Consider the following 23,316-nt stretch of genomic DNA (forward strand, 5'->3'; position numbering starts at 1 on the left):
CTCACAGCCTCGACAGCTGCTGGCTGAGCACCTCGTAGTTCGATGACAGGACCTGTGCCTGCACCTGCGGGTCGACCATCATCCGCGCCACCACCAGGGCGCCGATGCATTGCGACAGAATCGACCACGCCAGGGGCTCGCTGCCCAGTGTTGCTGCCCACCCCACCTGCAATCGGCAAATCCAGTCCTGCGCCTGTTGACGAACGGCCACATCAGATCGCGCAATCTCCGCCCCCAGGCTCGGCAACGCACATCCGGCTTCGGATTGCTCCACATGGGCCATGCTCAGGTAGAACTTCAAACAGCGATCCAGCCGCTCACGGCTTTGCACCCCGTCGCCATTCAATCGCTCAAGGCTGTGGCTCAATTCACGCTCGACAATCGAACTGAACAATTCATCCTTCGAAGCGAAGTGGCTATAAAACGCACCGCCACTCAAGCCAATGGCCTTCATCAAGCCATCCACCCCGACACTGGCAAAACCCTCTTTCTTCGCCAGTGCCGCACTGCTGTTCAGAAGCTTTTCCCTGGTTTGCTGCTTGTGACTAGCCGAATATCGCATCGCTTCCTCCACTGTGCTGTCAGCTTGACGCCTGCTGGATCGTAGCATAACGTTCGTTTGGCAAACGATCGTTTACTAAAGGATCTCCCATGACGAACAACAAGAAAATCGTACTGGTAGTGGGTGCCGGCGATGCCACAGGTGGTGCCATCGCCAAGCGTTTCGCCCGTGAGGGTTACGTCGCCTGCGTCACCCGGCGCAGCGCCGATAAACTGCAACCCTTGGTGGATAGCATCCACGCAGCAGGTGGCGAGGCGCATGGCTTTGCCTGCGATGCCCGCAAGGAAGAAGACGTTATCGCGCTGATCGAGCGGATTGAAACCGAGCTGGGCCCCATCGAAGCCTTCGTGTTCAACATCGGCGCCAATGTGCCGTGCAGCATCCTGGAAGAAACCGCCCGCAAGTACTTCAAGATTTGGGAGATGGCCTGTTTCTCAGGCTTCCTCAACGCGCGGGAATTGGCCAAGCGCATGGTCACCCGTAACCGCGGCACCATCCTGTTTACCGGTGCCACGGCCGGGTTGCGTGGAGCCGCCGGCTTTGCCGCGTTCGCTGGAGCCAAACACGGGATCCGTGCACTGGCGCAGAGCATGGCTCGCGAACTGGGCCCACGGAATATCCACGTCGCCCACGTCGTCGTGGATGGCGCCATCGACACCGACTTCATCCGCGACAACTTCCCGCAAAAATACGCCCTCAAGGATCAGGACGGCATTCTCAATCCGGACCACATCGCCGATAACTATTGGTACCTGCACAGCCAGCCCCGGGACGCCTGGACCTTCGAGCTGGACCTGCGCCCTTGGAATGAACCCTGGTAAGCACGCCCCATAACAATAAACTGCGAGTATCCAGCATGAGTAAAACAGTAGAATTTTTCTTCGACCTCGGCAGCCCTGCCACCTATCTGGCCTATACCCAACTTCCAGGCCTGTGCGCTGCAACCGGCACCCAGCTGATTTACAAGCCAATGCTGCTGGGCGGGGTGTTCAAGGCCACCGGCAATGCGTCACCGGCCACCGTTCCCGCCAAAGGTCGCTACATGTTCCAGGACCTGGCACGCTACGCCCAGCGCTACCACGTTCCGCTCAAGTTCAATCCGCACTTTCCCATCAACACATTAATGCTGATGCGTGCGGTCACCGGCGTCCAAATGCGCCAGCCCGAACGCTTTCTCGACTTCATCGACTGCCTGTTCCACGCACTCTGGGTCGAGGGCCGACACTTGGGAGACCTGTCTGTGGTAGCCGCAGTGCTGACCGAACACGGCTTTGATCCTGAAGCAGTCCTGGCGCTGACCAACGATGACGAAGTCAAGACAACCCTCAAGGACAACACCGAACACGCGATTCAGCGTGGCGTATTCGGTGCCCCCAGTATGTTCGTCGGCGACCAGTTGTTCTTTGGCCAGGATCGCCTGGACTTTGTGCGCGAAGCGCTGGGCTAGATCGCAGCCGTGCGCACCTGCAACCACTCCAGCGCTGCACCGCTGAGCAGCGGGCTCAGGCGCTCACGGACGTGTGCGTGGTAATCGTTGAACCACTGGCGCTCCTCCACCGTCAGCAATAACGGCTCCAGGCAACGGGTGTCGATCGGACACAGTGTCAGTGTCTCGAACTTGAGGAACTCGCCAAACTCGGTCTTGCCCGCTTCACGGTTCAACACCAGGTTCTCGATGCGCACACCCCAGCGGCCCGGCCGGTAAGTGCCGGGCTCGATGGAGGTAATCATGCCTGCCTGCATTGCCGTTTGCGGCGCCGCGACGGCTTGGTACGCGATCACCTGCGGGCCTTCATGCACATTGAGGAAATAGCCGACGCCATGACCGGTACCGTGGCCGTAGTCCACACCCTCGGCCCAGATCGGCGCACGGGCAATCGAGTCAAGCAGCGGCGAGAGAATGCCCTTGGGGAAATGCGCGCGGGACAAGGCAATCACACCTTTGAGCACCCGCGTGCAATCGCGCTTCTGCTCTTCGGTTGGTGTACCGATGGGCACCATCCGCGTGATGTCGGTGGTGCCACCCAGGTACTGGCCACCGGAGTCGATCAGCAGCAAGCCATCGCCTTCGATCAGCGCGTGTTCTTCTTCGGTCGCGTGATAGTGCGGCATCGCGCCATTGGCGTTGAATGCGGCAATCGTATTGAAGCTCAGCGACACATAACCCGGACGACGGGTACGCGCTGCCGTCAGGTGCTCATCAATGGTCAGTTCGGTGATGCGCTCACGGCCCAACGCGCTGTCGAGCCAGGCGAAGAATTCGCACAAGGCCGCGCCGTCCTGCTCCATGGCCTGGCGAATGTGCTCGGCGTCCGTCAGGCTCTTGCGCGATTTGGCCAAGGTGGTCGGGTTAAGCCCCTCGATCAGCGTGACGCCACTGCCCAGGTTTTCCAGCAAGCCGGCGGTCACCCGGGCCGGGTCGACCTGCACACTCGCGCCCGAAGGAATGTCCTTCAACGCCGCTGCGACTTCGCTGTAATCGCGCAGGGTCACGCCATCCTGTTCCAGCACCGCGCGAAGCTCGGCGTCGACTTTGCTCAGGGCCACAAACAGCGTCGCCTGCTGCTGGCCGATCAAGGCAAACGAGACAAACACCGGGTTGAACGAAACGTCGCCACCCCGCAGGTTAAACAGCCAGGCAATGTCATCCAGGGTCGCGATGAAATGCCAGTCGGCCCCCTTTTCCTTCAAGCTGGCACGCAGGGCTGCGAGCTTCTCGCCACGACTGACGGTGGCCTGGGGTGGCAGATGTTGATAGATCGGTTGGTTCGGCAAGGTTGGACGGTCTTGCCAGACTTCATTCAACAAGTCGATATCCGTGCGCAAGCGTGCACCACGTGCCTCCAGCTTGCTGCCCAGGGTGCGCGCCGAGGCCACGGCCATGACCGCGCCATCAACGGCCACCACGCCGCCTTCCGGCGTCTGCTCCGCGAGCCATTCCAGCGGCCCGGGCTGGCCGGGTTGCAGCTTGACCAACTCGATGCCACTGCCCTTGAGCTCCTTGGTCGCCTGTTCCCAATAGCGGCTGTCTGCCCATACACCGGCAAAATCCGCAGTAACAATCAGCGTGCCCACCGACCCATGGAAACCCGACAACCACTGACGGCCCTGCCAGTAACCCGGCAGGTATTCGGACAAGTGCGGGTCCGCCGACGGCACCAACAGGGCATGAATGCCCTCGCGGCTCATCAGTTCGCGGGTGTGCGCCAGGCGCTGGGGAACCGTTCCATGGGTCAAAGGCTGTGTGCTCATCGTGTCTCCTGCTAACCACTAATAATTGTTATGGGGTCAAACGGCCCAGAAAGCCGGTGCGCTGGCCAGTGCGGCCTTGATCAGTTGTACCGCCTGATCGATATCCTGCTCGGTGGTAAACCGCCCGAGGCTCAAGCGAATGGTGCGACCTGCGCTGCGGGCATCATGGCCCAGCGCCAGAAGCACATGGGACGGTGCATTGCTCGCCGAATTGCAGGCCGAAGTGGCCGAGAAGGCAATGCCCGCGCTCAAGGCGGCGGAATTGAACTCGCCTTCGCTGAACGTCAGGCTCAGGGTGTGGGGAATGCGTTGGGTAAGGCTGCCATTAAGGCGCACCCCGGCAATTGTATTCAGCTGTTCCAGCAGGCGCTCGCGCAAGGCAACGATGGTCGCCTTTTCTTCAGCAAAGGACGCTGCCGCCAGGGCAAACGCGGTACCCATGCCGGCAATCTGGTGAGTTGCCAGGGTGCCCGAACGCAAACCACCTTCATGGCCACCGCCGTGAATCTGCGCCAGCACTTTCTGCTGCGCACGTGGGCCGACGTACAACGCGCCGATACCCTTGGGACCATAGAGTTTGTGTGCGGAAAATGACATGAGGTCCACTGGCCATTCGGCCAGGTCAATCTCGACCTTGCCTGCGCCCTGCGCCGCATCCACGTGAAACAGCGCGCCATGCTCGCGCACGCGTGCGCCAATCGCCCGGATATCGTTAAGAGTGCCCAGCTCGTTGTTCACCAGCATCAGCGACACCAGGAAGGTGTCCTCACGCAATGCTTCGCTCACCGCCTCGACACTGATCAAACCCTCGGCGTCCGGCACCAGGTACGTCACGGCAACCCCGGCTTCCTGCAACTGGCGAGCGGTGTCGAGCGTGGCCTTGTGTTCAATCTGGCTGGTGATGATGTGCCCGCCGGCCACGCCGCGCGCCTGGGCAACGCCCTTGATGGCGAGGTTGTTGGACTCGGTGGCACCGGAGGTCCAGACAATCTGTGCCGGCTCGGCGCCGACCAACTCAGCCACCTGGCCCCGTGCCTGCTCAACCGTTTGCCGGGCCTGTTGGCCGAACGCGTGGGAACTGGACGCAGGGTTGCCGAAGTTGGCATTGAAGCCCAGACACTCAACCATCACCTGGATGACCCGCTCATCCACCGGCGTGGTGGCGGCGTAGTCGAAATACAGCGGACGTTTATTCATGACGTTAAAGACTCGCAGAGCAGGTTCCCGAGAACAACGTCTCAGGGGCCGCAATCAGGAAGGAAGATGGTTTACCTGATCCCGTGCCGTTAAAGAAAGACCACTTTATTTAAAAGTGCGTAGGAACGCTCCTGAAATTCAGCTTAACAGGCTCCGGGAAACGGATGGCAAACAAAAAGCCCGAGGTTCCTGTGGGAAACCTCGGGCTTTTCAGACCTCGCCACTGACTCAACTGGGGCGACCGTGCAGCGTCATGCTGCGCTCGGCATTCATCTCACCCTGACGGTCGAAACCGAAGGTGTTCCGTGGCTGGCCGGTCAGTTCGGCTTTCTTCTGTTGGTATTCATCAAATGACAGGCCTCGACGGCTCAGGGCTTCAAGCGCCAGTTCCTTGCTCTCCTCGGCCGAGTAGCCACGCAGTTCGGGCGACGAATGCGTCGCACAACCGGCAAGGACTGAGGTGACAAGCAATACGGAAATGGCGAGAAAACGGTTCATGGCGAAGGTCCTGCGAAACGGGCTGAAGTCAATGAGTACAGGCTACTCCCGCCCCTGCACGGTGAAAAATCATCAGCCGTGATAGTCGCTATCAACCTTTGCGACACTTCTGATAGTCGCGCCTTATATTCCATGTAGGTCTATAAATATGGAAATACGTTCATTTACGGAATAAACACAACCCTCTATAAATGGCCTCAACACTCACGCCACTGTTCGCCTGGCAACTGTTGCCCAGGCAACAGTCATTCAACAAAACACCAGGCAGACAACACCACCATTTTCCAACACCTGGCACAGAGGCCACGCCAGTCAAGGGCTGCACAGCTTGGTACAGCTCTTGCTCAAGCCCTGCTACTGCTCTTGCCCTGAGCCACTGTTGAAAAAGGAACTGTTGATGACCCGTCCACTGAATGTCGTTGCCCTCTCCGGCGGAACCTGGCGTCCGTCCCGCACCTTGGTGTTGACCCAGGCGGTGCTGGCCGAACTGGCCGATCAATTGCCGATCCAGGCCACCCTGATCGAACTGGGCGACATTGCCCGGCCGCTGGGCGGCGCACTGTCCCGCCAGGAATTGCCCGCCGACGTCGAAGCGCAACTGCAGGCCATCGAACAGGCCGACCTGCTGATCGTTGCCGCGCCGGTGTATCGCGGCTCCTACCCCGGCCTGCTCAAGCACCTGTTCGACCTGGTCGACCTCAACGCCCTGATCAACACCCCGGTGTTGCTGGCGGCCACCGGCGGCAGCGAACGCCACGCCCTGGTACTCGATCACCAGTTGCGCCCGCTGTTCAGTTTCTTCCAGGCCCTGACCTTGCCCATTGGCGTGTACGCCACCGAGGCCGATTTCACCGATTACCACATAACCAGTGAGCCCTTGAAGGCCCGCATTCGCCTTGCTGCAGAACGCGCCGCGCCGTTGTTTGCCGCGCATCCCACCTCTCTGCTGAAAATCGCTTAAGGATTTGTCATGGATGTTTTCTGGTTTCTGCCTACACACGGTGACGGCCACTACCTGGGCACCACCCAGGGCGCTCGCCCGGTCACCCTCAACTATTTGAAACAAGTCGCCCAGGCCGCCGACAACCTCGGCTACCACGGCGTGCTGATTCCCACCGGCCGCTCCTGCGAAGACTCCTGGGTGATTGCCTCGGCGCTGGTGCCGTTGACCGAACGCCTGCGTTACCTGGTGGCGATTCGCCCGGGGATCATCTCGCCAACCGTCTCCGCACGCATGGCCGCCACCCTCGACCGGCTGTCCAATGGCCGCCTGTTGATCAACGTGGTGACCGGCGGCGACCCCGACGAAAACCGCGGCGACGGCAGCTTCCTCGATCACAGCGAACGCTACGAAGTGACCGACGAATTCCTGAAGATCTGGCGCCGCGTGTTGCAAGGCGAATCGGTGGATTTCGAAGGCAAACACCTGCGCGTGCAGAACGCCAAGGCACTTTACCCACCGGTGCAGAAGCCATATCCACCGCTGTACTTCGGCGGTTCCTCGGACGCTGCCCACGACCTCGCCGCCGAACAAGTCGACGTGTACCTGACCTGGGGCGAACCACCGGCTGCCGTCGCCGAGAAACTCGCCGACGTGCGTGAGCGCGCCGCCCGCCACGGGCGCACCGTCAAATTCGGGATTCGCCTGCATGTGATCGTGCGCGAAACCGAAGAAGACGCCTGGAAAGCCGCAGCCAAACTGATCGAGCACATCAGCGACGAAACCATCGCCGCCGCGCAAAAATCCTTCTCGCGCTTTGACTCCGAAGGCCAGCGGCGCATGGCCGCCCTGCACGACGGGCGCCGCGACAACCTGGAAATCGCCCCCAACCTGTGGGCCGGCGTCGGCCTGGTACGTGGCGGCGCGGGCACGGCCCTGGTGGGCAACCCTCAGCAAGTCGCCGAGCGCATCAAGGAATACGCGGACCTGGGCATCGAAAGCTTCATCTTCTCCGGCTACCCGCACCTGGAAGAGGCGTATCGCTTTGCCGAACTGGTGTTCCCGCTGCTGCCGGAACCCTACGCCAGCCTGGCCGGGCGCGGCGTCACCAACCTCACCGGGCCGTTCGGCGAAATGATTGCCAACGACGTCCTGCCGGCAAAAGCCAAGGCCTGACCTGCCGTCTGCCGGGGCACGCCCCGGCACACCATGAGGAATACCGCGTGACAGCCAAACCCAACAGCGTCCTGCCCTCACCCTTGCAGACCGCCAAACTGCTGGCCGCCGAATTTGCCCTCACTGCCGTCGAACGCGACGAGCGCGGCGGCACACCGAAGACCGAACGTGACGCCCTGCGCCAAAGCGGCTTGCTGGCCCTGAGCATTCCCACCCAGTACGGCGGCCTCGGCGCCCGCTGGAGCGAAACCCTGGAGATCGTGCGCGAATTCGCCAAGGTCGACAGCTCCATCGCCCACGTCTTCGGTTTTCATCACCTGATGCTCGCCACCGTTCGCCTGTTCTCACGCCCGGAGCAATGGCAACCCTGGTTCGAACAAACCGCGCGCAAGAACTGGTTCTGGGGCAACGCCCTCAACCCGCTGGACACGCGTACGGTGGTCAAAGCCTACAACGGCTGGCGCGAATTCTCCGGCAAGAAGAGCTTTTGCTCCGGTGCCAGCGACTCTGAAATGCTGATCGCCTCGGCGGTGGATGAAAGCGCCGGCGGCAAGCTGCTGATTGCGGCCATCCCCAGCGGGCGCAGTGGCATCACCCTGCACAATGACTGGAACAACATCGGCCAGCGCCAGACCGACAGCGGCAGCGCCAGCTTCGAACGGGTACGCGTGGAAGAGTCGGAATTGCTCCTTGATCCCGGCCCGCTGAGTACGCCCTTCGCCTGCCTGCGCCCACTGATCGCTCAACTGACCTTCACCCACATGTTCCTCGGCATCGCCGAAGGCGCGTTTGCCGAAGCCCGGAATTACACCCTGACCGAAACCCGGCCCTGGCATAAATCCACGGTGCAGGACATTCGCCAGGACCCGTACGTGCTCAACCACTACGGCGAATTCTGGGTCGCGCTGGAAGGCGTGCGCCTGCTGGTGGAACGCGCCGCCGAACTGCTGGACCAGGCCTGGGCCAAGGGCCCGAGCCTCAGTGAAAGCGAGCGCGGCGAGCTGGCCATCGCCATCGCCACGGCCAAGGTCGCTGCCACCCGCAACGGCCTGGAGCTGTGCAGCCGCCTGTTCGAAGTCACCGGCGCGCGCTCCACCCACGCCTCGCTGCGCCTGGACCGGCACTGGCGCAACCTGCGCACGCAAACCTTGCACGACCCGGTGGACTACAAGCTCCACGAACTGGGGGACTGGGCGTTGAACCAGTCCCTGCCGATTCCCACGTTCTATTCCTAGAAGAGGTGCCCATGCAGCTTTTAACCTTACCGCCCTCGCCCGCTCTTGCGACCTCGATCCGCGCCACGGCCCAGGTCTTCGAAGACCCCAAATCCCAGGCGCTGCTGGCGCACATCCAGCAAGTCGCGCCCAGCGAAGCCAGCGTGTTGATCATCGGCGAAACCGGCACCGGTAAAGAGCTGGTGGCGCGCCATATCCACAACCTCAGCGCCCGGCGCAACCGGCCCTTCGTGGCCGTGAACTGCGGCGCGTTTTCCGAATCCCTGGTGGAAGCCGAGCTGTTCGGCCATGAAAAAGGCGCCTTCACCGGCGCCCTCAGTGCCAAGGCCGGCTGGTTCGAAGAGGCGGACGGCGGCACCTTGTTCCTCGATGAAATCGGCGACTTGCCGATGGCGATCCAGGTCAAGCTGCTACGGGTACTGCAGGAACGCGAAGTGGTGCGCCTGGGCTCACGCAAAAGCATTCCCATCGACGTGCGGGTATTGGCGGCCACCAACGTTCAGTTGGAGAAAGCCATCAATGCCGGGCATTTCCGCGAAGACCTGTACTACCGCCTAGACGTGGTCAGCCTCGAACTCAGCCCCCTGCGGGATCGGCCCGGTGACATCCTGCCACTGACCCGGCATTTCATCGAAGCCTACAGCCAGCGCCTGGGTTACGGCCCGATCACCATCAGCCGCGAGGCCGAGCAAAAACTCAAAAGCTACAGCTGGCCGGGCAACATCCGCGAGCTGGAAAACGTGATCCACCACACCCTGCTGATCTGCCGCAACGGGGTGATCGAGCGCGACGACCTGCGCCTGTCGAACATGCGCATCGAGCGTCAGGACGACAGCCAGCACGGCACCGACAACAGCGCCGAAGCCCTGCTGGAACGCGCCTTTCAAAAGCTCTTCGAGGAACAGGCCGGGGCCCTGCATGAAAAGGTCGAGGATGCGCTGCTGCGCGCCGCCTACCGCTTCAGCCATTACAACCAGGTGCACACCGCCAACCTGCTGGGCCTGAGCCGCAACGTGACCCGTACCCGTTTGATCAAGCTCGGCGAGCTGGCGGTGAACAAGCGACGCCCCGGCGAAAACGTACAGGGCGAGCGCATGCTGCACCTGTCAATTTAGGCGGCAGTGCAGAGCGTTGTCATGGCTGCGTTCGATGCTGCGCAGCACCTGGAACGAACCGAAGGTCACCGCCGTGGCCTGGTGGGCGCGGATCAGCGTCCAGAAATCTTCCTCACCGTGCTCAAAACACTTGAAGGCCGCTTCCCCCTCCTCGCGGGAGCGCCATTGCAGGTAGCTGAGCACCCGGCGCCCATCATCGCTGACCTGCACGCTGGCATTGATGAAGCCGCCATGGCCCTGGGCCAGGCGCTCGCTCTGGGATGACAGGGCCGCTACCAACGCGGATTGCTGCTGAGGCTCGATGTGGAATTCGACCATCTGGGTAAAACTCAGACTCTTCTCTAATACCTGCATGAACATTCCCCTCTCACTGTAGGCACAATCTTGCGATTCGATGCCACGCAGGGTAAAACCTCTAGTTAAGTCAAGGTCAAGGGCTTTTTCATGGTCACCAAAGAACTCACCGTCGGCCAACTGGCAGCCCGCAGTGGCGTGGCGGTTACCGCGCTGCACTTTTATGAAACCAAGGGATTGATCAAGAGCCACCGCAACGCCGGCAACCAGCGGCGCTATCCGCGGGATGTGTTGCGCCGGGTGGTGGTGATCAAGATTGCCCAGCGTTTGGGCATTCCCCTGGCGACGATCCATGACGCGCTGCAAACCTTGCCCGATGGACGCACGCCCAACGCTGCCGATTGGGAGCGCCTGTCTGCGCTATGGCGTGAGGACCTGGACCAGCGCATCGAAAAACTGATGTTGCTGCGGGATAAACTCAACGGCTGTATTGGCTGCGGGTGCCTGTCGCTGGAGGCGTGCCCGCTGCGCAATCACGACGACGTACTGGGTGAGCGCGGGCCTGGGGCACAACTCTTGGAGCCGTCCACATAATGGCGGGGTAAAACTCGATCAATGTGGGAGCGGGCTTGCTCGCGAAAGCGGGGTGTCAGTCGCCAGATGCAGTGGCTGATCCACCGCCTTCGCGAGCAAGCCCGCTCCCACACAAGCCCGCTCCCACATTTTGATCGCCGTCAGACTTAGAATCCCGGGGCAATCTGGCCTTTATAGCGGGTCAGGATGAACTGGCGCACTTCATCGGAGTTCAACGCCTTGGCCAGTTTCTGGATGCCAGGGTCATTGATGTTGTCCGGGCGCGCGACCAGGTACTCCACATACAGGCTCTTGCCCTTCTCGACGATCAACGCGCTGTTGGTGTCGATCCCCGCTTCCAGGGCGTAGTTGGCAAACACGAACGCCAGGTCCACCTGGCTCACCGAGCGGGCCAGCAACGCACCTTCCAGTTCACGAATTTTCAGGTGCTTGGGGTTTTCAACGATATCCCGCGGCGTGGCAAGGGTGTTGCTCGGGTCCTTGAGCTTGATCAGGCCGGCTTCGTCCAGCAGCACCAAGGCGCGGCCAGTGTTGACCGGGTCGTTGGGGATCGACACTGTCGCGCCGTCTTTCAACTCCGAGATATTTTTGATCTTGGTCGAGTACGCGCCGAAAGGCTCGATGTGCACACCGACCACCGGCACCAGGTTGGTATTCCGGGTCTTGTTGTAGTCATCCAGGAATGGCCGGTACTGGTAGTAGTTGGCGTCGATGTTCTTCAGCGCCAGTTGCTGGTTGGGCTGGATGAAATCGGTGAAGACCTTGATTTGCAGGTCCACGCCTTCCTTGGCCAGCACCGGCTTTACGAACTCGAGGATCTCGGCGTGAGGCACGGGCGTGGCGCCGACGACCAGCGTCTCGTTGGCAAAGGCATTGAAGGACAAGACAGCGGCCAAGATGGCCAGGGATTTTTTCATGGTTGCTCCGAAGGCATTAGTTATAGGAATCAACGGCGGCTGTAATGCGCCACCAAACGGTCACCGGTCATCTGCAGGGCCTGCACCAGCACCAACAGCAGCAACACGGTGACCACCATCACGTCGGTCTGGAAACGCTGATAGCCGTAGCGGATAGCCAGGTCGCCCAGGCCACCGCCACCGATCACCCCGGCCATGGCGGTGTAGTCCACCAGCACAATCGCGGTGACAGTGACCGCTGCCAGCAGCCCGCCCCGGGCTTCCGGCAACAGCGTGTGGCGGATCACCTGCCAGGTGCTGGCGCCCATGGATTGGGTGGCCTCCACCACGCCACGGTCGACTTCGCGCAAGGCGGTTTCCACCAGCCGCGCAAAGAACGGCGTACAGCCCACCACCAACGGCGGAATGGTGCCGGCCACGCCCAGGGAGGTGCCCACCAGCAAGGTGGTCACCGGGATCAGCACAATCAGCAGGATGATGAACGGCAGCGAGCGCAGCACGTTGACCACCACTGACAGCGCCCGATACACCACCAGGGTTTCGTGCAACTGGCGCTTGCCGGTGAGGAACAACAGCACCCCCAGCGGCAACCCCAGCAGCACGGTAAAACCCAGGGCCGCGCTGAGCATGCTCAGGGTTTCCAGGCAGGCTTGGCCGATGTCGGCCCAATAGATGTTTTTAAACAGCTCGGCCATGGTTCAGGACCAATCGTGACGCGGTGGCTTGGCGCCGTTGAGCAGCCAGTTGCCCACCACGTGATACTTCCAGCGCACCGGGTCATGCAGGGTATGCACCCGTGCATTGCGCCAGTGACGGTCGAAGTTGTGCTTCTTCAGGGTGGAGCGGGTGCCGCCGAGTTCGAAGAGCTTGTTGCTGGCTTCAATGGCGATTTCAGTGGTCAGTACCTTGGCTCGCGCGACAGCCAGGGAGGCGTGGGCAACGTTGTCTTCATCGGGTGCCGGGCGCGCGGCGTCCAGGGCCTTTCCGGCCCGCTCCAGCAAGGCTTCCGCCGCTTCCAGGCGAATATCCAGCGCGCCGACCTGGATGATAGTCAACGGGTCTTCACTGGCGTTTTCCACCCCGGCATCGATCCATGGACGGGCGAATTGCCGGACGAACTGCACCGTGTCACGCAACGCGGCACGGGCGATGCCGGCATCGATGGCGGCGGTGGTCAATTGAGCGAAAGGCCCGGCCAGGGTCGGCGAATCGTAGGAACGATGGGTAGGAAACAGATTGAACGCCGGCACCTTCAAGCCTTCGGCCAGCACCGTGCCGCTGGAGGTGGTGCGTTGGCCCATGCTGTCCCAGTCGTCGACCACCACCAGGCCTTCAGTGCCGCGCGGCACGAACGCCAATTGCGCATTTTGCTGTTCATCCAGCGCCAGCACCGCCAGCCAGTGGGCATACAGCGAACCGGTGCAATAACCCTTGCGACCGTTGATCACATAGCCATCGCCTTGCTGGCGAATGGTCGCCTGGATGTCCTGGACGTTCTTGCCGCCGGTTTCCGACAGCGCATTGGCAAACCGATGCCCTTCCAGCGCCAGGCCAAAAAAGTACGCCTGCTGCTCGGGCGTGCCTTGCAGGCGGATATCTTCCAGCAGGCAGTAATGGTTCTGCGGGATTTGCCCCAGCGAAGGGTCGGCCGCCGAGATAATCGCAATCACCTGGGCCAACACCGCGTAGGACACCTGGGCACCACCAAACTCGCGGGGCACGCTGATGCCCCACAGGCCGCTGTTGGAATACAGGTCGACGACCTCCGCAGGCACCTGGCGGGTGCGGTCGCGCTCGGCGTCCTGCTCCAGCAACACGGCAGCAACCCGGTGGGCAACGGCCAGTGCGTGGGCCTCGTCGCGGATCAACTCGGCGTGGGGCGTGTGAATCGGGTAATCGGCAGATACAGGCAGTACAGACATACAACGCTCTCGGGCGAATGGTTTGCCAGAGGCATTGCAGCTTCTGTGCCTGAGGCGCCTGGCCTTCAAACACAAGGGTTTGCTCTCGATGTACGCGCGGCAGACCGCCCTTGGCGCAGCAAACTGCCGGTTTGCTGTTGCCTGGGCAACACCTCGTCGGCTGCCCGCAAGCCACGGCGCACGTGGCCTATAGTGAAAAAGCCGTCCCTCCACTACCACCATCAAGGAGAACGATATGAGCGTTAAACCCATTCCCGAGGGCTACCACAGCATCACGCCGTACCTGGGCATCGACAAAGCCGCTGAAGCCATCGAGTTCTACAAACGAGCCTTTGGTGCCACCGAAGTCATGCGCCTGGACATGCCCGACGGCAAGATCGGCCATGCCGAACTGCGCATTGGCGATTCGGCGATCATGATGGCCTCGCCCTGTGGCGAAATGTCGTTCGGCAGCCCGGGAAAAGAACACCCCAGCGTGTGCCTGCATCTCTATGTGCAGGACGTCGACCAACAGTTCGCCCAGGCCATCAAGGCCGGCGGCACGGCGATTTCAGAACCCAAGGATCAGTTTTACGGTGACCGTTCCGGGACGCTGAAAGACCCCTTCGGGCATGTGTGGTTCCTGGCCACGCGCAAGGAGGACTTGACCGAGGCGCAAGTTCGCCAGCGGGCCGAGGCGTTGTTCAAGCAAGGATGAAGTCACCTGGGCGACACAACCCAACGGTAGGAACTGGCTTGCCTGGGATGGCATCACCTCGGTGCGACTGATACACCGAGTTGCCTGCATCGCAGGCAAGCCAGCTCCCACCGTTGACCTGCACTGCCTGAAAGATCGGGCTTCAACACACTTCATGAACAACCCCTCCACGCTTTCCCCCTTGCCCCGGGCGCCGTGTGATTTCAGGATGCAAGCAATCATCACAAGGAGTCATTCCATGTTCGCCGGATTCCAAAAAGACCAGCGCCACGTCAACGGTGTGGACATCAGCTACCGCAAAGGCGGCGCGGGTCCCGGCCTGCTCCTGCTGCACGGGCACCCGCAGACCCACGTCATCTGGCACAAGGTCGCCGAGCAACTGGCCGAACACTTCACCGTGGTCGCCGCCGACCTGCGCGGTTATGGCGACAGCAGCAAGCCCGCCGCCATTGACCATCACACCAATTATTCAAAACGTGAAATGGCCCGCGACGGCGTCGAGCTGATGAGAGCCCTGGGCTTCGACGAGTTCTCGGTGCTGGCCCACGACCGTGGCGCCCGCGTCGCCCATCGCCTGGCCCTGGACCACCCCAAGGCCGTGCAGCGCATGGTGCTGCTGGACATCGCACCAACCCTGTCCATGTACGCCCAGACCGACGAAGCCTTTGCCCGCGCCTACTGGCACTGGTTCTTCCTGATCCGCCCGGCGCCGTTGCCCGAGAGCCTGATTGAAGGCAACCCGGAACTCTACCTGCGCAGCGTCATGGGCAGCCGCAGTGCCGGGCTCAAGCCGTTCACCGATGAAGCCTTCGCCGAATACCTGCGTTGCCTGAAACTGCCGGGCACCGCCACCGGGATCTGCGAGGACTATCGCGCCGCCGCCGGCATCGACCTTGAGCACGACCGCGCCGATATCGACAAGGGCAACCACCTGGAGTTGCCGCTGCTGGTGATGTGGGGCGCCGAAGGCACCGTCGGGCGCTGCTTCGAACCCCTCAAGGAATGGCAGAAAGTCGCGACCGACGTACGTGGCAAGGCCCTGCCGGCCGGCCACTACATCGCAGAAGAAATCCCTGAAGTGCTGCTCGGCGAAGTCCTGACCTTCCTTCGCTGAGCCTTTATGAACCGCTGACCTGACCGATCCCGCCCCGCAGGCTTGAAACAGCCTGCGACGGGATCTGCTTGCCCAAAAAACGTCTCGAGATAATAAAAATGACAGTCAGAAAACTGCTGGGAACCCTGTATGTGCAGGTGATCATCGCCATTGTGCTGGGCGTGTTGATCGGCAACCACTGGCCTCAGGTGGGCATCGACCTCAAGCCGTTGGGCGACGGGTTTATCAAGCTGATCAAGATGATCATCGGCCCGATCATCTTCTGCACCGTGGTCTCCGGCATCACCAGCATGCACGACGTGAAGCAGGTGGGCCGCGTCGGCGGCAAGGCGCTGCTGTACTTTGAGATCGTCTCCAGCATCGCCCTGGTAATCGGCATCCTCGCCGCGCACCTGCTGCACCCTGGCGTGGGTTTCAATATCGACGTGAAGACCCTCGATACCTCCGCCATCGCCGGTTTTGTCGGCCAGGCCGAACACGGCGAAGGCGTCACCGGGTTCCTGATGCATGTGATCCCCACTACCTTCTTCGACGCCTTCTCCAAAGGCGAAATCCTCCCGGTACTGTTTGTGTCGGTGCTGTTTGGCCTCGGGCTGGTGATGATCGGCGAGAAGGGCCGGCCCCTGGTTGGCGTGATCAACCAGGCCAGCGAAGTGTTCTTCCGCATCGTCGGGATGATCAGCCGCGTCGCGCCGATCGGGGCCTTCGGGGCCATCGCCTTCACCATCGGCAAATACGGCCTGGGCTCGCTGCTGCCGCTGTTGAAACTGGTGGGTACGTTCTACGTCACCGCGTTTTTCTTCGTCGCCGTGGTGCTGGGCAGCATCGCCCGGTATGTGGGGTTCAGCATCTTCAAGCTGCTGACCTACATCAAGGCTGAACTGTTGATCGTGCTGGGCACCAGCTCCTCCGAATCTGCGCTGCCGCAACTGATCCAGAAACTTGAAAGCCTTGGCGCGTCCAAAGGCGTGGTGGGGATCGTGGTGCCCACCGGCTACACCTTCAACCTGGACGGCACCAACATCTATATGACCCTGGCGGTGCTGTTCCTGGCCCAGGCGACCAATATCGACCTGACGCTGGAGCAACAACTGACCCTGCTGGCGGTGGCGATGCTTACCTCAAAAGGCGCCGGTGCGGTGGTGGGCGCAGGTTTTGTCGCGCTGGCCGCCAGCCTCGCGGTGGTGCCGACGGTGCCGGTGGCGGCGATGGTGCTGATCCTGGGTGTGGACCGGTTCATGGCTGAATGCCGCTCACTGACCAACATCATCGGCAATGCCGTGGCGGCGCTGGTGGTGGCGGCCTGGGAAGGTGAACTGGATCGCGAGAAAATGGCGCCCATCGCCCTCAAGCACGGCCGCCATGCACGGGCCGCCGCCCAGGCGAAGATCGCCGCCGAGTAACCCTTAAACACCAATCCCCTGTGGCGAGGGAGCTTGCTCCCGCTGGGCTGCGCAGCGGCCCCCAAGATCTTTGGGAGCGCTACGCACTCCAGCGGGAGCAAGCTCCCTTGCCACAGCAAGCTCCCTTGCCACAGAAACTCCTTCGCCATACCGGTGCTATTCTGGCGGTTCATGCCGCCATGCCTGTTTCTGATGAACAACAAGAAAGATACCGTGCCCCTACCTGAAGACCTGCGGGTATTCCTGACCGTGATCCGCAAGGCCGGCTTTGCTGCGGCTGCCGACGAGCTGGGTTTGTCCCCGGCCTACGTCAGCAAGCGTATCCAGATTCTCGAAACCACCCTCGCCACCCGCCTGCTGCACCGCACCAGCCGCCGTATCGCCCTGACCGAAGATGGCGAGCGTGTGCAGCGCTGGGCCGTGCGGATTCTCGAAGACTTCCAGCAGTTGTCCGACGAGCTTTCCGACGCCCACGACAGCCCGCGCGGCCACCTGCATTTGTGCAGCAGCTTCGGTTTCGGCCGTAACCATGTGGCACCGGCCTTGTCGCTATTGGCCGAACAATACCCGGACCTGGAGATTCGCCTGGACCTGTTCGACCGGGTGGTGGATATCGTCAGCGAGGGTTTCGACCTGGAGATTCGCGTGGGCGACGACATCCCCGGGCAACACATCGGTCGCCGGCTGGTGAGTAACCGGCGGGTGCTGTGTGCGGCGCCCGCCTACCTCGAACGCCGTGGTGTGCCGCAGCACTTGAGCGACCTGGAACAGCACGACTGCCTGGTGCTCAAGGAGCGCGACAACGCGTTTGGCATCTGGCACCTGGAGCGCGATGGCGTGCAGGACAGCGTGCGCGTGCGCGGGCCGTTGTCGTCGAATAACGGCGAGATCGTCTTGCAATGGGCCCTGGACGGGCGCGGCGTGTTGCTGCGTTCGATGTGGGATGTGAAGCCGCTGCTGGAGCAAGGGAAACTGGTGCAGGTGCTGCACGACTACACCCAGAGCGCCAACGTGTGGGCGGTGTACCCGACGCGGCTGGCCTACTCCGGGAAGTTGCGGGCGTGTGTGGAGTTTTTGCAGGAGCACTTCAAGGGGTTGTCGATTTAGCGTGCCGGGTTTGAGTACATATCCGTTGCTGCGGTAACGGCCGCTGACGGTTCTGCTCTTACAGCGGCCTACCGGCCGGCTTGAGTGTTGTAGAGCAAAAAGCCAAATCAAAAGCGGGCACGGTCCAAATGTGGGAGCGGGCTTGCTCGCGAAGGTCGTTAACGATGACGCGGGCATTCTGGATGAACGCGGCGCTCTCAGGTTTTTCGCGAGCAAGCCCGCTCCCACAGAAAAGCAGATCTGTTTTCGCTCTGGTCTTTGCTTTTGCTTTTAACACTCAAGCCGGCCGGGAGGCCGCTGTGCTCTTGATTTTGATCTGACTGCCCCATCCAGCCCGAAGCCGAACGCAGGCAGTGCGCAGCAGCCAACCTGCAACTACAGCCCCATCACCCGAGCCAGGGATTGGCCGCCAAATGCTCCCGCTCAAACGCCTTGATCTGCTCACTGCGCTGCAACGTCGTGCCAATAGCATCCAACCCCAACAACAACGCAGTCTTGCGCAACGTATCGATCTGGAACGCAATCACCTGCCCGTCCGCCAAAAGAATCTCCTGCGCCTCAAGGTCCACACTGATCTGCGCCTGCTCAGGCTGACTCACCATCTGCCCCAACCGCTGCAACACCGCCTCCTCCAGCGTGATCAACAACACCCCGTTACGCTGGCAGTTATCATAGAAAATCCCCGCAAAGCTGCTGCCGATCAACGCGCGGATGCCCATCTGCTTCAGGCCCCACACCGCATGCTCCCGGCTGGAACCACAGCCGAAGTTCGGCCCCACTACCATAAAGCTCGCGCCCTGCCAGGCCGGCTGGTTCAGCACAAACTGCGGGTCAGGCTCACCCGAGGGCAAAAAGCGCAAATCAAAGAACAACCCGCGGTCCAGCCCGTTGCGGTCGATGCCCTTGAGAAACTGCTTGGGCATGATCACGTCGGTGTCGATATTGGCCGCCAGCATCGGCGCCGCCTTGCCGGTGATCCGAGTGAAGGGTTGCAAGCTCATGTGCGGTCTCCAAAGTGGCGAATATCCGTCAGCCGGCCAGTGATGGCCGCAGCGGCGACCATGGCCGGGCTCATCAGGTGCGTGCGGGCACCCGCGCCCTGGCGGCCTTCGAAATTGCGGTTGGTGCTGGAAGCGCAGCGGTCGCCCGGCTCCAGCACGTCGTCGTTCATCGCCAGGCACATCGAGCAGCCCGACTGGCGCCATTCAAACCCGGCGTCGATAAAGACCGCGGCAAGGCCTTCGGCTTCGGCCTGGTCACGCACTTCGGTGGAGCCCGGCACGATCATCGCCCGCACATGGTCGGCCACGTGCTTGCCGCGCACCACGCTGGCGGCATCGCGCAGGTCTTCGATGCGGGCGTTGGTGCAGGAGCCGATAAACGCGTGGCTGATCACAATGTCGCTCAACGGCATGCCCGCTTCCAGGCCCATGTAGTTCAAGGCACGGCGCATGTCCTGGCGCAGGATCAGGTCGCTGATGTCTTGCGGGTCCGGCACGCGGGCACCGATGGGGGCTGCCTGGTCGGGGCTGGTGCCCCAGGTGACCATCGGCTCAAGGGCGCTGGCATCCAGCTGCACTTCGAGGTCGAACACCGCGTCGGCATCCGAGTGCAGTTGGCGCCAGCCCACCAGGGCGCGTTCCCACAACTCGCCCTTCGGCGCGCGTGGCTTGCCCTTGAGGTAGGCGAAGACTTTTTCATCCGGCGCCATGAAGGCTCCACGTGCGCCGGCTTCCACCGCCATGTTGCAAATGGTCATGCGCGCCTCGACGCTCAAGGCATCGATGGTCGACCCACAAAACTCAATGGCGTAGCCGGTGGCTCCCGAAGCGCCGATCTTGCCGATCAGCGCCATGATCACGTCCTTGGAGGTCAGCCCACGGGCCAGTTCGCCGTCCACGGTCACACGCAGGCTTTTCAGACGCTTGTAGACCAGGGTTTGCGAGGCCAGCAAATGCTCGATTTCCGAAGTGCCAATGCCAAAGCCGAACGCGCCCAAGGCACCGTAGGTGGTGGTGTGGCTGTCGCCGGCGGCGATCACCATGCCCGGCAGGATAAAACCCTGTTCCGGGGCGATCACATGTTCGATGCCCTGGCGCTTGTCGAGGATATCCAACAGCTCGATCCCGAAATCCCGGCAGTTTTCCGCCAGGTACGACACCTGGCGCGCGCCGCCCGCATCCGGCATGGTCGCGATGCGCTTGGGCGTGGTGGGGTTCACATGGTCGACCACCGCCAACGCCGTACCGGGCCGCCACACACCACGGCCCGCCTCGCGCAAGCCGCTGAAAGCTTGCGGGCTGGTGTATTCATTGATCACCTGGCGGTCGATGTACAGCAGCACATGGCCCTGGTCATCCAGGCGGCACACCGTGTGGGAATCGATGTGTTTGTCGTAGAGGGTTCTGGCAGAAGTCATTATGGGGCTCGCTCAACGGTATGACCCCATCATAGGCAGCGCCCCCGCCCCATCAATCCCGCCTTGGTGATGGCTCGGAACATGTTTCGTGTTGCATGAATGCGTATCTGAAACATTTACTTTCATATCCGCCTTAGGGTTTTGTGTTTCTCATCCGTCTTAACTTAGATACAGCCGCTCGCGTCAGCAAAAGCTACGGGTGGCGTTTTCCGGGCCTTTACCGCCTCCCTCCGATCAAGACCCTCATTCACATGTCGAAGAAGTCACGCTCAAAACTCTGGTTTCTCGTGCACAGCTGGCTGGCATTGCCCATCTGGTTCTTTGTGCTGATCGTCTGCGTCACCGGCACCCTGGCGGTGGTCAGCCAGGAGATCGTCTGGCTGGCCAACCCGGACATCCGCGCCAGCAAGCCGTCGGACGATGCCGAACCGCTCACCTACGACCAGGTGATCGGCGCCATCAAGCGCGCCGAACCCCAGGTGATCGTCGAATCCCTGAGCCGCCCGGACGAATCGCACTTCGCCCTCAGCGCCGACCTCAGCTACCCCGACGGGCGCTCGCTGGAGGTCTACGTCAACCCATACACCGGGGTGATCCAGGGCATCAGCCCATCGTTCAACTTCCAGCAATTTACCCGTGCCCTGCATGGCTGGTGGCTGGTGCCTTTCACCAATGGCTACAGCTGGGGCTGGTACCTGGTCTCGCTGCTGGGCTTGCCGCTGCTGGCCTCGCTGGTCACCGGCCTCGTGGTCTACAAGCGTTTCTGGAAAGGTTTTTTCAGGCCGACCCTGCGCATTCGTCACGGTGCGCGGATTTTCTGGGGCGACTTCCACCGGTTGAGCGGCATCTGGTCGATCTGGTTTATCGCGGTGATTTCCATCACCGGCACCTGGTTCCTGATCCAGGCGATCCTGGGTGATAACCAGATCACCATTTCCAGCGAGCCGATCGTCCCGGCGATTGCCCGCGACAAAGTGCCGATGTCCGCCCCGGGCGTACCGGCGCCCATGATTCCCCTGGACGAGGCGATCAACATCGCCACCCAGCGCATTCCCGGGCTTGAGGCCAGCTTCGTGAGCCTGCCTAGCAACGCCTACAGCCACCTGCGCATCGGCGGGCGTGGCTGGTACCCGCTGATGTTCCAGACCGCGGAAATCAACCCGTACAACGGCGAAATCGCCGCCTCGCACCTGCTGTCCGACCGTTCGGCCCTGGAGTTCGTCACCGAATCCATGCGCCCGTTGCACACCGGGGACTTTGGCGGGATCTGGATCAAGCTGATCTGGGCCTTCTTCGGCCTGGTGCTGAGCATGATGGTCTTGAGCGGCTTGCTGATCTGGACCAAACGCACGGCCCTGGCCACCCTCAATGCGCTGAAACGCGAAGCCAAGGCAGCCCGTCAACCGGCGAAAACCCAGGCCTTGCAGGCTGAGACCACGGAGGCCACCCCATGAACAAGGCCATGACGGTTCAACCCCCCTCGCCCCTGCGGGCCTTCTGGCTCAAATGGCGCTTCCACATCAATATCCTGCTGTTGCTGGTGCCCCTGGGCTTCATGCCCAAGTACTTTGCCGACGCGGCACTGTTTCGCGGCGACAGCGGCCTGGGTGAACGGGAGATCGGCGAAGTACAGGTCGGCCCCTGGAGCCTGAAGCTCGCCGAACTACGCAACGAGCCGCCGCGCCCGGACCCGGCAGGCCCGATGAAATCCTTCAACGCTGCCCTGTGTGCCACGTGCATCGACCAGGTCAAGGCGACCTACCTGCGTATCGGCAAGCCCCGCAGCCTGCGGGCGGCCGGGGTGATTTTCTTCGGCACCCCATACCGCATGGGCGCTGCGTTGCCGATCCCTGAGCGCACCCCGCTGGACGCCGAAGTGTGGATCACCATGGAAGGCTGGGACGGCGCCATGCACCAGGCCTCCATTCCCTTGAGCCAGGCATCGCCGGCCACCATCGACTGGCTGAAAAAACGAGGAGTTAAACCATGACTTTGCCGCAACTGGCCCGCACCGTTGGCGCGCTGATCCTCAGTGCCGGTTTCAGTACCGTCGCCCTCGCCCACAACCCGATGTGCGAATGCAAGGAAATCGCCGGCGAGCAGATCCAGTGCACCGGTGGTTTCTCCGATGGCAGCGGTGCCCCCGGCGTGACCCTGGATGTGATCGGCTACGACGAGACCATCCTGGTGCCAGGCAAGCTGGGAGAAGACTCGAAGCTGACCTTCAAGAAACCCTCCGCCGAGTTCTACGTGTTGTTTGATGCCGGCCCCGGCCACGTGGTGGAAATCGACCAAGCGGATATCCAGCCCCAATGAGCCGTACAACCCAAGTCGTGCGCCCGGCCGGTGCCGGGCACGAAACCCTGTATGTCCTGCTGTTGTGCCTGATCATCCTCGCCGTTGCCGGCACGGTGGTGGCCTTGCGCGGTGAAAGCCAGGAGATCGCCGCCGTGCCCAGCCACCAACTGGACGCCCGCCGCGACCTCAGCGCCGCCGAGCAAGGCATCTACGCCGACCTGCGGGTGACCCTGGATGAAATCCACTTGCTGCAGGAGGAACACAGCGCCCTGCCGACGCCTGAACAGCTGGCCGAAGAGGGCTTCGCGCCCTTCGCCCAGGACGCCAGTTCGGTGAGCCGTGGCGACCACCGCTGGCAGTTGCTGGACGCGGCCTATCTGGGCCTGAGCCAGACGCCGGACCTCAGCGGTTCGCTGTTGATGCGCATCCGCGGCGCCGAGCCGGATATCTGGCTCAACCGCAGCGCCCACCTCACCGCCCCCACCGACCTCACTGACCAGGCGCTGATCAGCGCGGGCTGGCAGCAGGTAGTCGCGCAATTCGATGCCGGTGTCACCCGCCAGCATCGTCACTGAA

25 protein-coding genes are annotated in these 23,316 nt (G+C 62.0%); 15 read left to right on the forward strand and 10 right to left on the reverse strand.

What is annotated here, in order from left to right:
• Position 1: 1 nt before the first annotated feature.
• Positions 2–562, reverse strand: coding sequence for a TetR/AcrR family transcriptional regulator (locus V6607_RS22250; protein ID WP_134327053.1), 561 nt, complete (start codon positions 560–562; stop codon positions 2–4).
• Between the two features lie 89 nt (positions 563–651).
• Here V6607_RS22250 and V6607_RS22255 point away from each other — a divergent pair, with 89 nt between their 5' ends.
• Positions 652–1,383: an SDR family oxidoreductase gene (locus V6607_RS22255; protein ID WP_338740637.1), complete on the forward strand. Its 732-nt coding sequence runs from the start codon at positions 652–654 to the stop codon at positions 1,381–1,383.
• 35 nt (positions 1,384–1,418) lie between these two features.
• Positions 1,419–2,009 carry a 2-hydroxychromene-2-carboxylate isomerase gene (locus V6607_RS22260; protein WP_102369598.1) on the forward strand — a complete coding sequence of 197 codons (591 nt, stop codon included), beginning with the start codon at positions 1,419–1,421 and terminating at the stop codon, positions 2,007–2,009.
• On the opposite strand, the gene V6607_RS22265 is transcribed toward V6607_RS22260, so the two are convergent.
• From V6607_RS22265 to V6607_RS22275, 3 genes are all read right to left on the reverse strand, one after another.
• A complete protein-coding gene (locus V6607_RS22265) occupies positions 2,006–3,814 on the reverse strand; it encodes an aminopeptidase P family protein (protein WP_134327054.1) in 1,809 nt (602 codons plus the stop codon). The genes V6607_RS22260 and V6607_RS22265 overlap by 4 nt on opposite strands.
• 36 nt (positions 3,815–3,850) lie before the next feature.
• Positions 3,851–5,011, reverse strand: a complete 1,161-nt coding sequence (locus V6607_RS22270; protein ID WP_087695274.1) for an aminotransferase class V-fold PLP-dependent enzyme — start codon at positions 5,009–5,011, stop codon at positions 3,851–3,853.
• A 228-nt stretch (positions 5,012–5,239) separates the two neighbouring features.
• Complete coding sequence (locus V6607_RS22275; protein WP_008430855.1) at positions 5,240–5,509, reverse strand: hypothetical protein; 270 nt, start codon at positions 5,507–5,509, stop codon at positions 5,240–5,242.
• A gap of 397 nt (positions 5,510–5,906) precedes the next feature.
• Here V6607_RS22275 and msuE point away from each other — a divergent pair, with 397 nt between their 5' ends.
• From msuE to V6607_RS22295, 4 genes are read left to right on the forward strand one after another with little or no spacing between them, the layout of a single operon-like run.
• Positions 5,907–6,470 carry an FMN reductase gene (msuE, locus tag V6607_RS22280; RefSeq protein WP_003210131.1) on the forward strand — a complete coding sequence of 188 codons (564 nt, stop codon included), beginning with the start codon at positions 5,907–5,909 and terminating at the stop codon, positions 6,468–6,470.
• 9 nt (positions 6,471–6,479) lie between these two features.
• A complete protein-coding gene (gene ssuD, locus V6607_RS22285) occupies positions 6,480–7,625 on the forward strand; it encodes an FMNH2-dependent alkanesulfonate monooxygenase (RefSeq protein ID WP_003210130.1) in 1,146 nt (381 codons plus the stop codon).
• Between the two features lie 47 nt (positions 7,626–7,672).
• Positions 7,673–8,860, forward strand: coding sequence for an acyl-CoA dehydrogenase family protein (locus tag V6607_RS22290; RefSeq protein ID WP_003210129.1), 1,188 nt, complete (start codon positions 7,673–7,675; stop codon positions 8,858–8,860).
• An 11-nt stretch (positions 8,861–8,871) separates the two neighbouring features.
• Positions 8,872–9,975, forward strand: a complete 1,104-nt coding sequence (locus tag V6607_RS22295) for a sigma-54 dependent transcriptional regulator (protein WP_134327055.1) — start codon at positions 8,872–8,874, stop codon at positions 9,973–9,975.
• Here V6607_RS22295 and V6607_RS22300 read toward each other — a convergent pair.
• Positions 9,967–10,329 carry an antibiotic biosynthesis monooxygenase gene (locus V6607_RS22300; RefSeq protein WP_032898632.1) on the reverse strand — a complete coding sequence of 121 codons (363 nt, stop codon included), beginning with the start codon at positions 10,327–10,329 and terminating at the stop codon, positions 9,967–9,969. The genes V6607_RS22295 and V6607_RS22300 overlap by 9 nt on opposite strands.
• Before the next feature lie 90 nt (positions 10,330–10,419).
• Between V6607_RS22300 and soxR the strand changes: the two genes are divergently transcribed.
• Entirely contained in the window at positions 10,420–10,863 is a 444-nt protein-coding gene (gene soxR / locus V6607_RS22305; RefSeq protein ID WP_008430848.1) for a redox-sensitive transcriptional activator SoxR, read from the forward strand.
• Positions 10,864–11,009: 146 nt separating this feature from the next.
• On the opposite strand, the gene V6607_RS22310 is transcribed toward soxR, so the two are convergent.
• Genes V6607_RS22310 through V6607_RS22320 form a run of 3 tightly spaced genes read right to left on the reverse strand, consistent with a single transcriptional unit; the run spans position 11,010 to position 13,702 of the window.
• Positions 11,010–11,780, reverse strand: a complete 771-nt coding sequence (locus tag V6607_RS22310) for a MetQ/NlpA family ABC transporter substrate-binding protein (RefSeq protein WP_003210120.1) — start codon at positions 11,778–11,780, stop codon at positions 11,010–11,012.
• Positions 11,781–11,809: 29 nt separating this feature from the next.
• Entirely contained in the window at positions 11,810–12,475 is a 666-nt protein-coding gene (locus V6607_RS22315; protein ID WP_008430846.1) for a methionine ABC transporter permease, read from the reverse strand.
• 3 nt (positions 12,476–12,478) lie between these two features.
• The gene (locus V6607_RS22320; protein ID WP_134327056.1) at positions 12,479–13,702 is read right to left on the reverse strand and encodes an SfnB family sulfur acquisition oxidoreductase; all 1,224 of its coding nucleotides are present in this window, start codon (positions 13,700–13,702) and stop codon (positions 12,479–12,481) included.
• A 235-nt stretch (positions 13,703–13,937) separates the two neighbouring features.
• Between V6607_RS22320 and V6607_RS22325 the strand changes: the two genes are divergently transcribed.
• From V6607_RS22325 to V6607_RS22340, 4 genes are all read left to right on the forward strand, one after another.
• Positions 13,938–14,399, forward strand: coding sequence for a VOC family protein (locus tag V6607_RS22325; RefSeq protein WP_003210114.1), 462 nt, complete (start codon positions 13,938–13,940; stop codon positions 14,397–14,399).
• Between the two features lie 238 nt (positions 14,400–14,637).
• Positions 14,638–15,513: an alpha/beta hydrolase gene (locus tag V6607_RS22330; RefSeq protein WP_134327057.1), complete on the forward strand. Its 876-nt coding sequence runs from the start codon at positions 14,638–14,640 to the stop codon at positions 15,511–15,513.
• A gap of 98 nt (positions 15,514–15,611) precedes the next feature.
• A complete protein-coding gene (dctA, locus tag V6607_RS22335; protein WP_134327058.1) occupies positions 15,612–16,916 on the forward strand; it encodes a C4-dicarboxylate transporter DctA in 1,305 nt (434 codons plus the stop codon).
• A gap of 192 nt (positions 16,917–17,108) precedes the next feature.
• Positions 17,109–18,023 carry a LysR substrate-binding domain-containing protein gene (locus V6607_RS22340; protein ID WP_173883068.1) on the forward strand — a complete coding sequence of 305 codons (915 nt, stop codon included), beginning with the start codon at positions 17,109–17,111 and terminating at the stop codon, positions 18,021–18,023.
• A 386-nt stretch (positions 18,024–18,409) separates the two neighbouring features.
• Here V6607_RS22340 and leuD read toward each other — a convergent pair whose 3' ends face one another.
• Positions 18,410–19,024 carry a 3-isopropylmalate dehydratase small subunit gene (leuD, locus tag V6607_RS22345; RefSeq protein WP_003208984.1) on the reverse strand — a complete coding sequence of 205 codons (615 nt, stop codon included), beginning with the start codon at positions 19,022–19,024 and terminating at the stop codon, positions 18,410–18,412.
• Positions 19,021–20,442 carry a 3-isopropylmalate dehydratase large subunit gene (gene leuC, locus V6607_RS22350; RefSeq protein WP_102605704.1) on the reverse strand — a complete coding sequence of 474 codons (1,422 nt, stop codon included), beginning with the start codon at positions 20,440–20,442 and terminating at the stop codon, positions 19,021–19,023. The genes leuD and leuC overlap by 4 nt, the downstream gene beginning before the upstream one ends.
• A gap of 251 nt (positions 20,443–20,693) precedes the next feature.
• Between leuC and V6607_RS22355 the strand changes: the two genes are divergently transcribed.
• From V6607_RS22355 to V6607_RS22370, 4 genes are read left to right on the forward strand one after another with little or no spacing between them, the layout of a single operon-like run.
• Positions 20,694–21,896 (forward strand): PepSY domain-containing protein, encoded by a 1,203-nt coding sequence (locus V6607_RS22355; protein ID WP_008431658.1) that lies wholly within the window; start codon positions 20,694–20,696, stop codon positions 21,894–21,896.
• Entirely contained in the window at positions 21,893–22,432 is a 540-nt protein-coding gene (locus V6607_RS22360; RefSeq protein ID WP_008431660.1) for a hypothetical protein, read from the forward strand. The genes V6607_RS22355 and V6607_RS22360 overlap by 4 nt, the downstream gene beginning before the upstream one ends.
• Positions 22,429–22,758 (forward strand): hypothetical protein, encoded by a 330-nt coding sequence (locus V6607_RS22365; RefSeq protein WP_003208992.1) that lies wholly within the window; start codon positions 22,429–22,431, stop codon positions 22,756–22,758. Before V6607_RS22360 ends, V6607_RS22365 begins: the two co-directional genes overlap by 4 nt.
• Positions 22,755–23,315 (forward strand): DUF6162 family protein, encoded by a 561-nt coding sequence (locus V6607_RS22370; protein WP_102605703.1) that lies wholly within the window; start codon positions 22,755–22,757, stop codon positions 23,313–23,315. The genes V6607_RS22365 and V6607_RS22370 overlap by 4 nt, the downstream gene beginning before the upstream one ends.
• Position 23,316: the final 1 nt, after the last annotated feature.

Origin of the sequence: Pseudomonas sp. KK18, assembly GCF_037094675.1 — a bacterium.
Lineage (GTDB): Bacteria > Pseudomonadota > Gammaproteobacteria > Pseudomonadales > Pseudomonadaceae > Aquipseudomonas.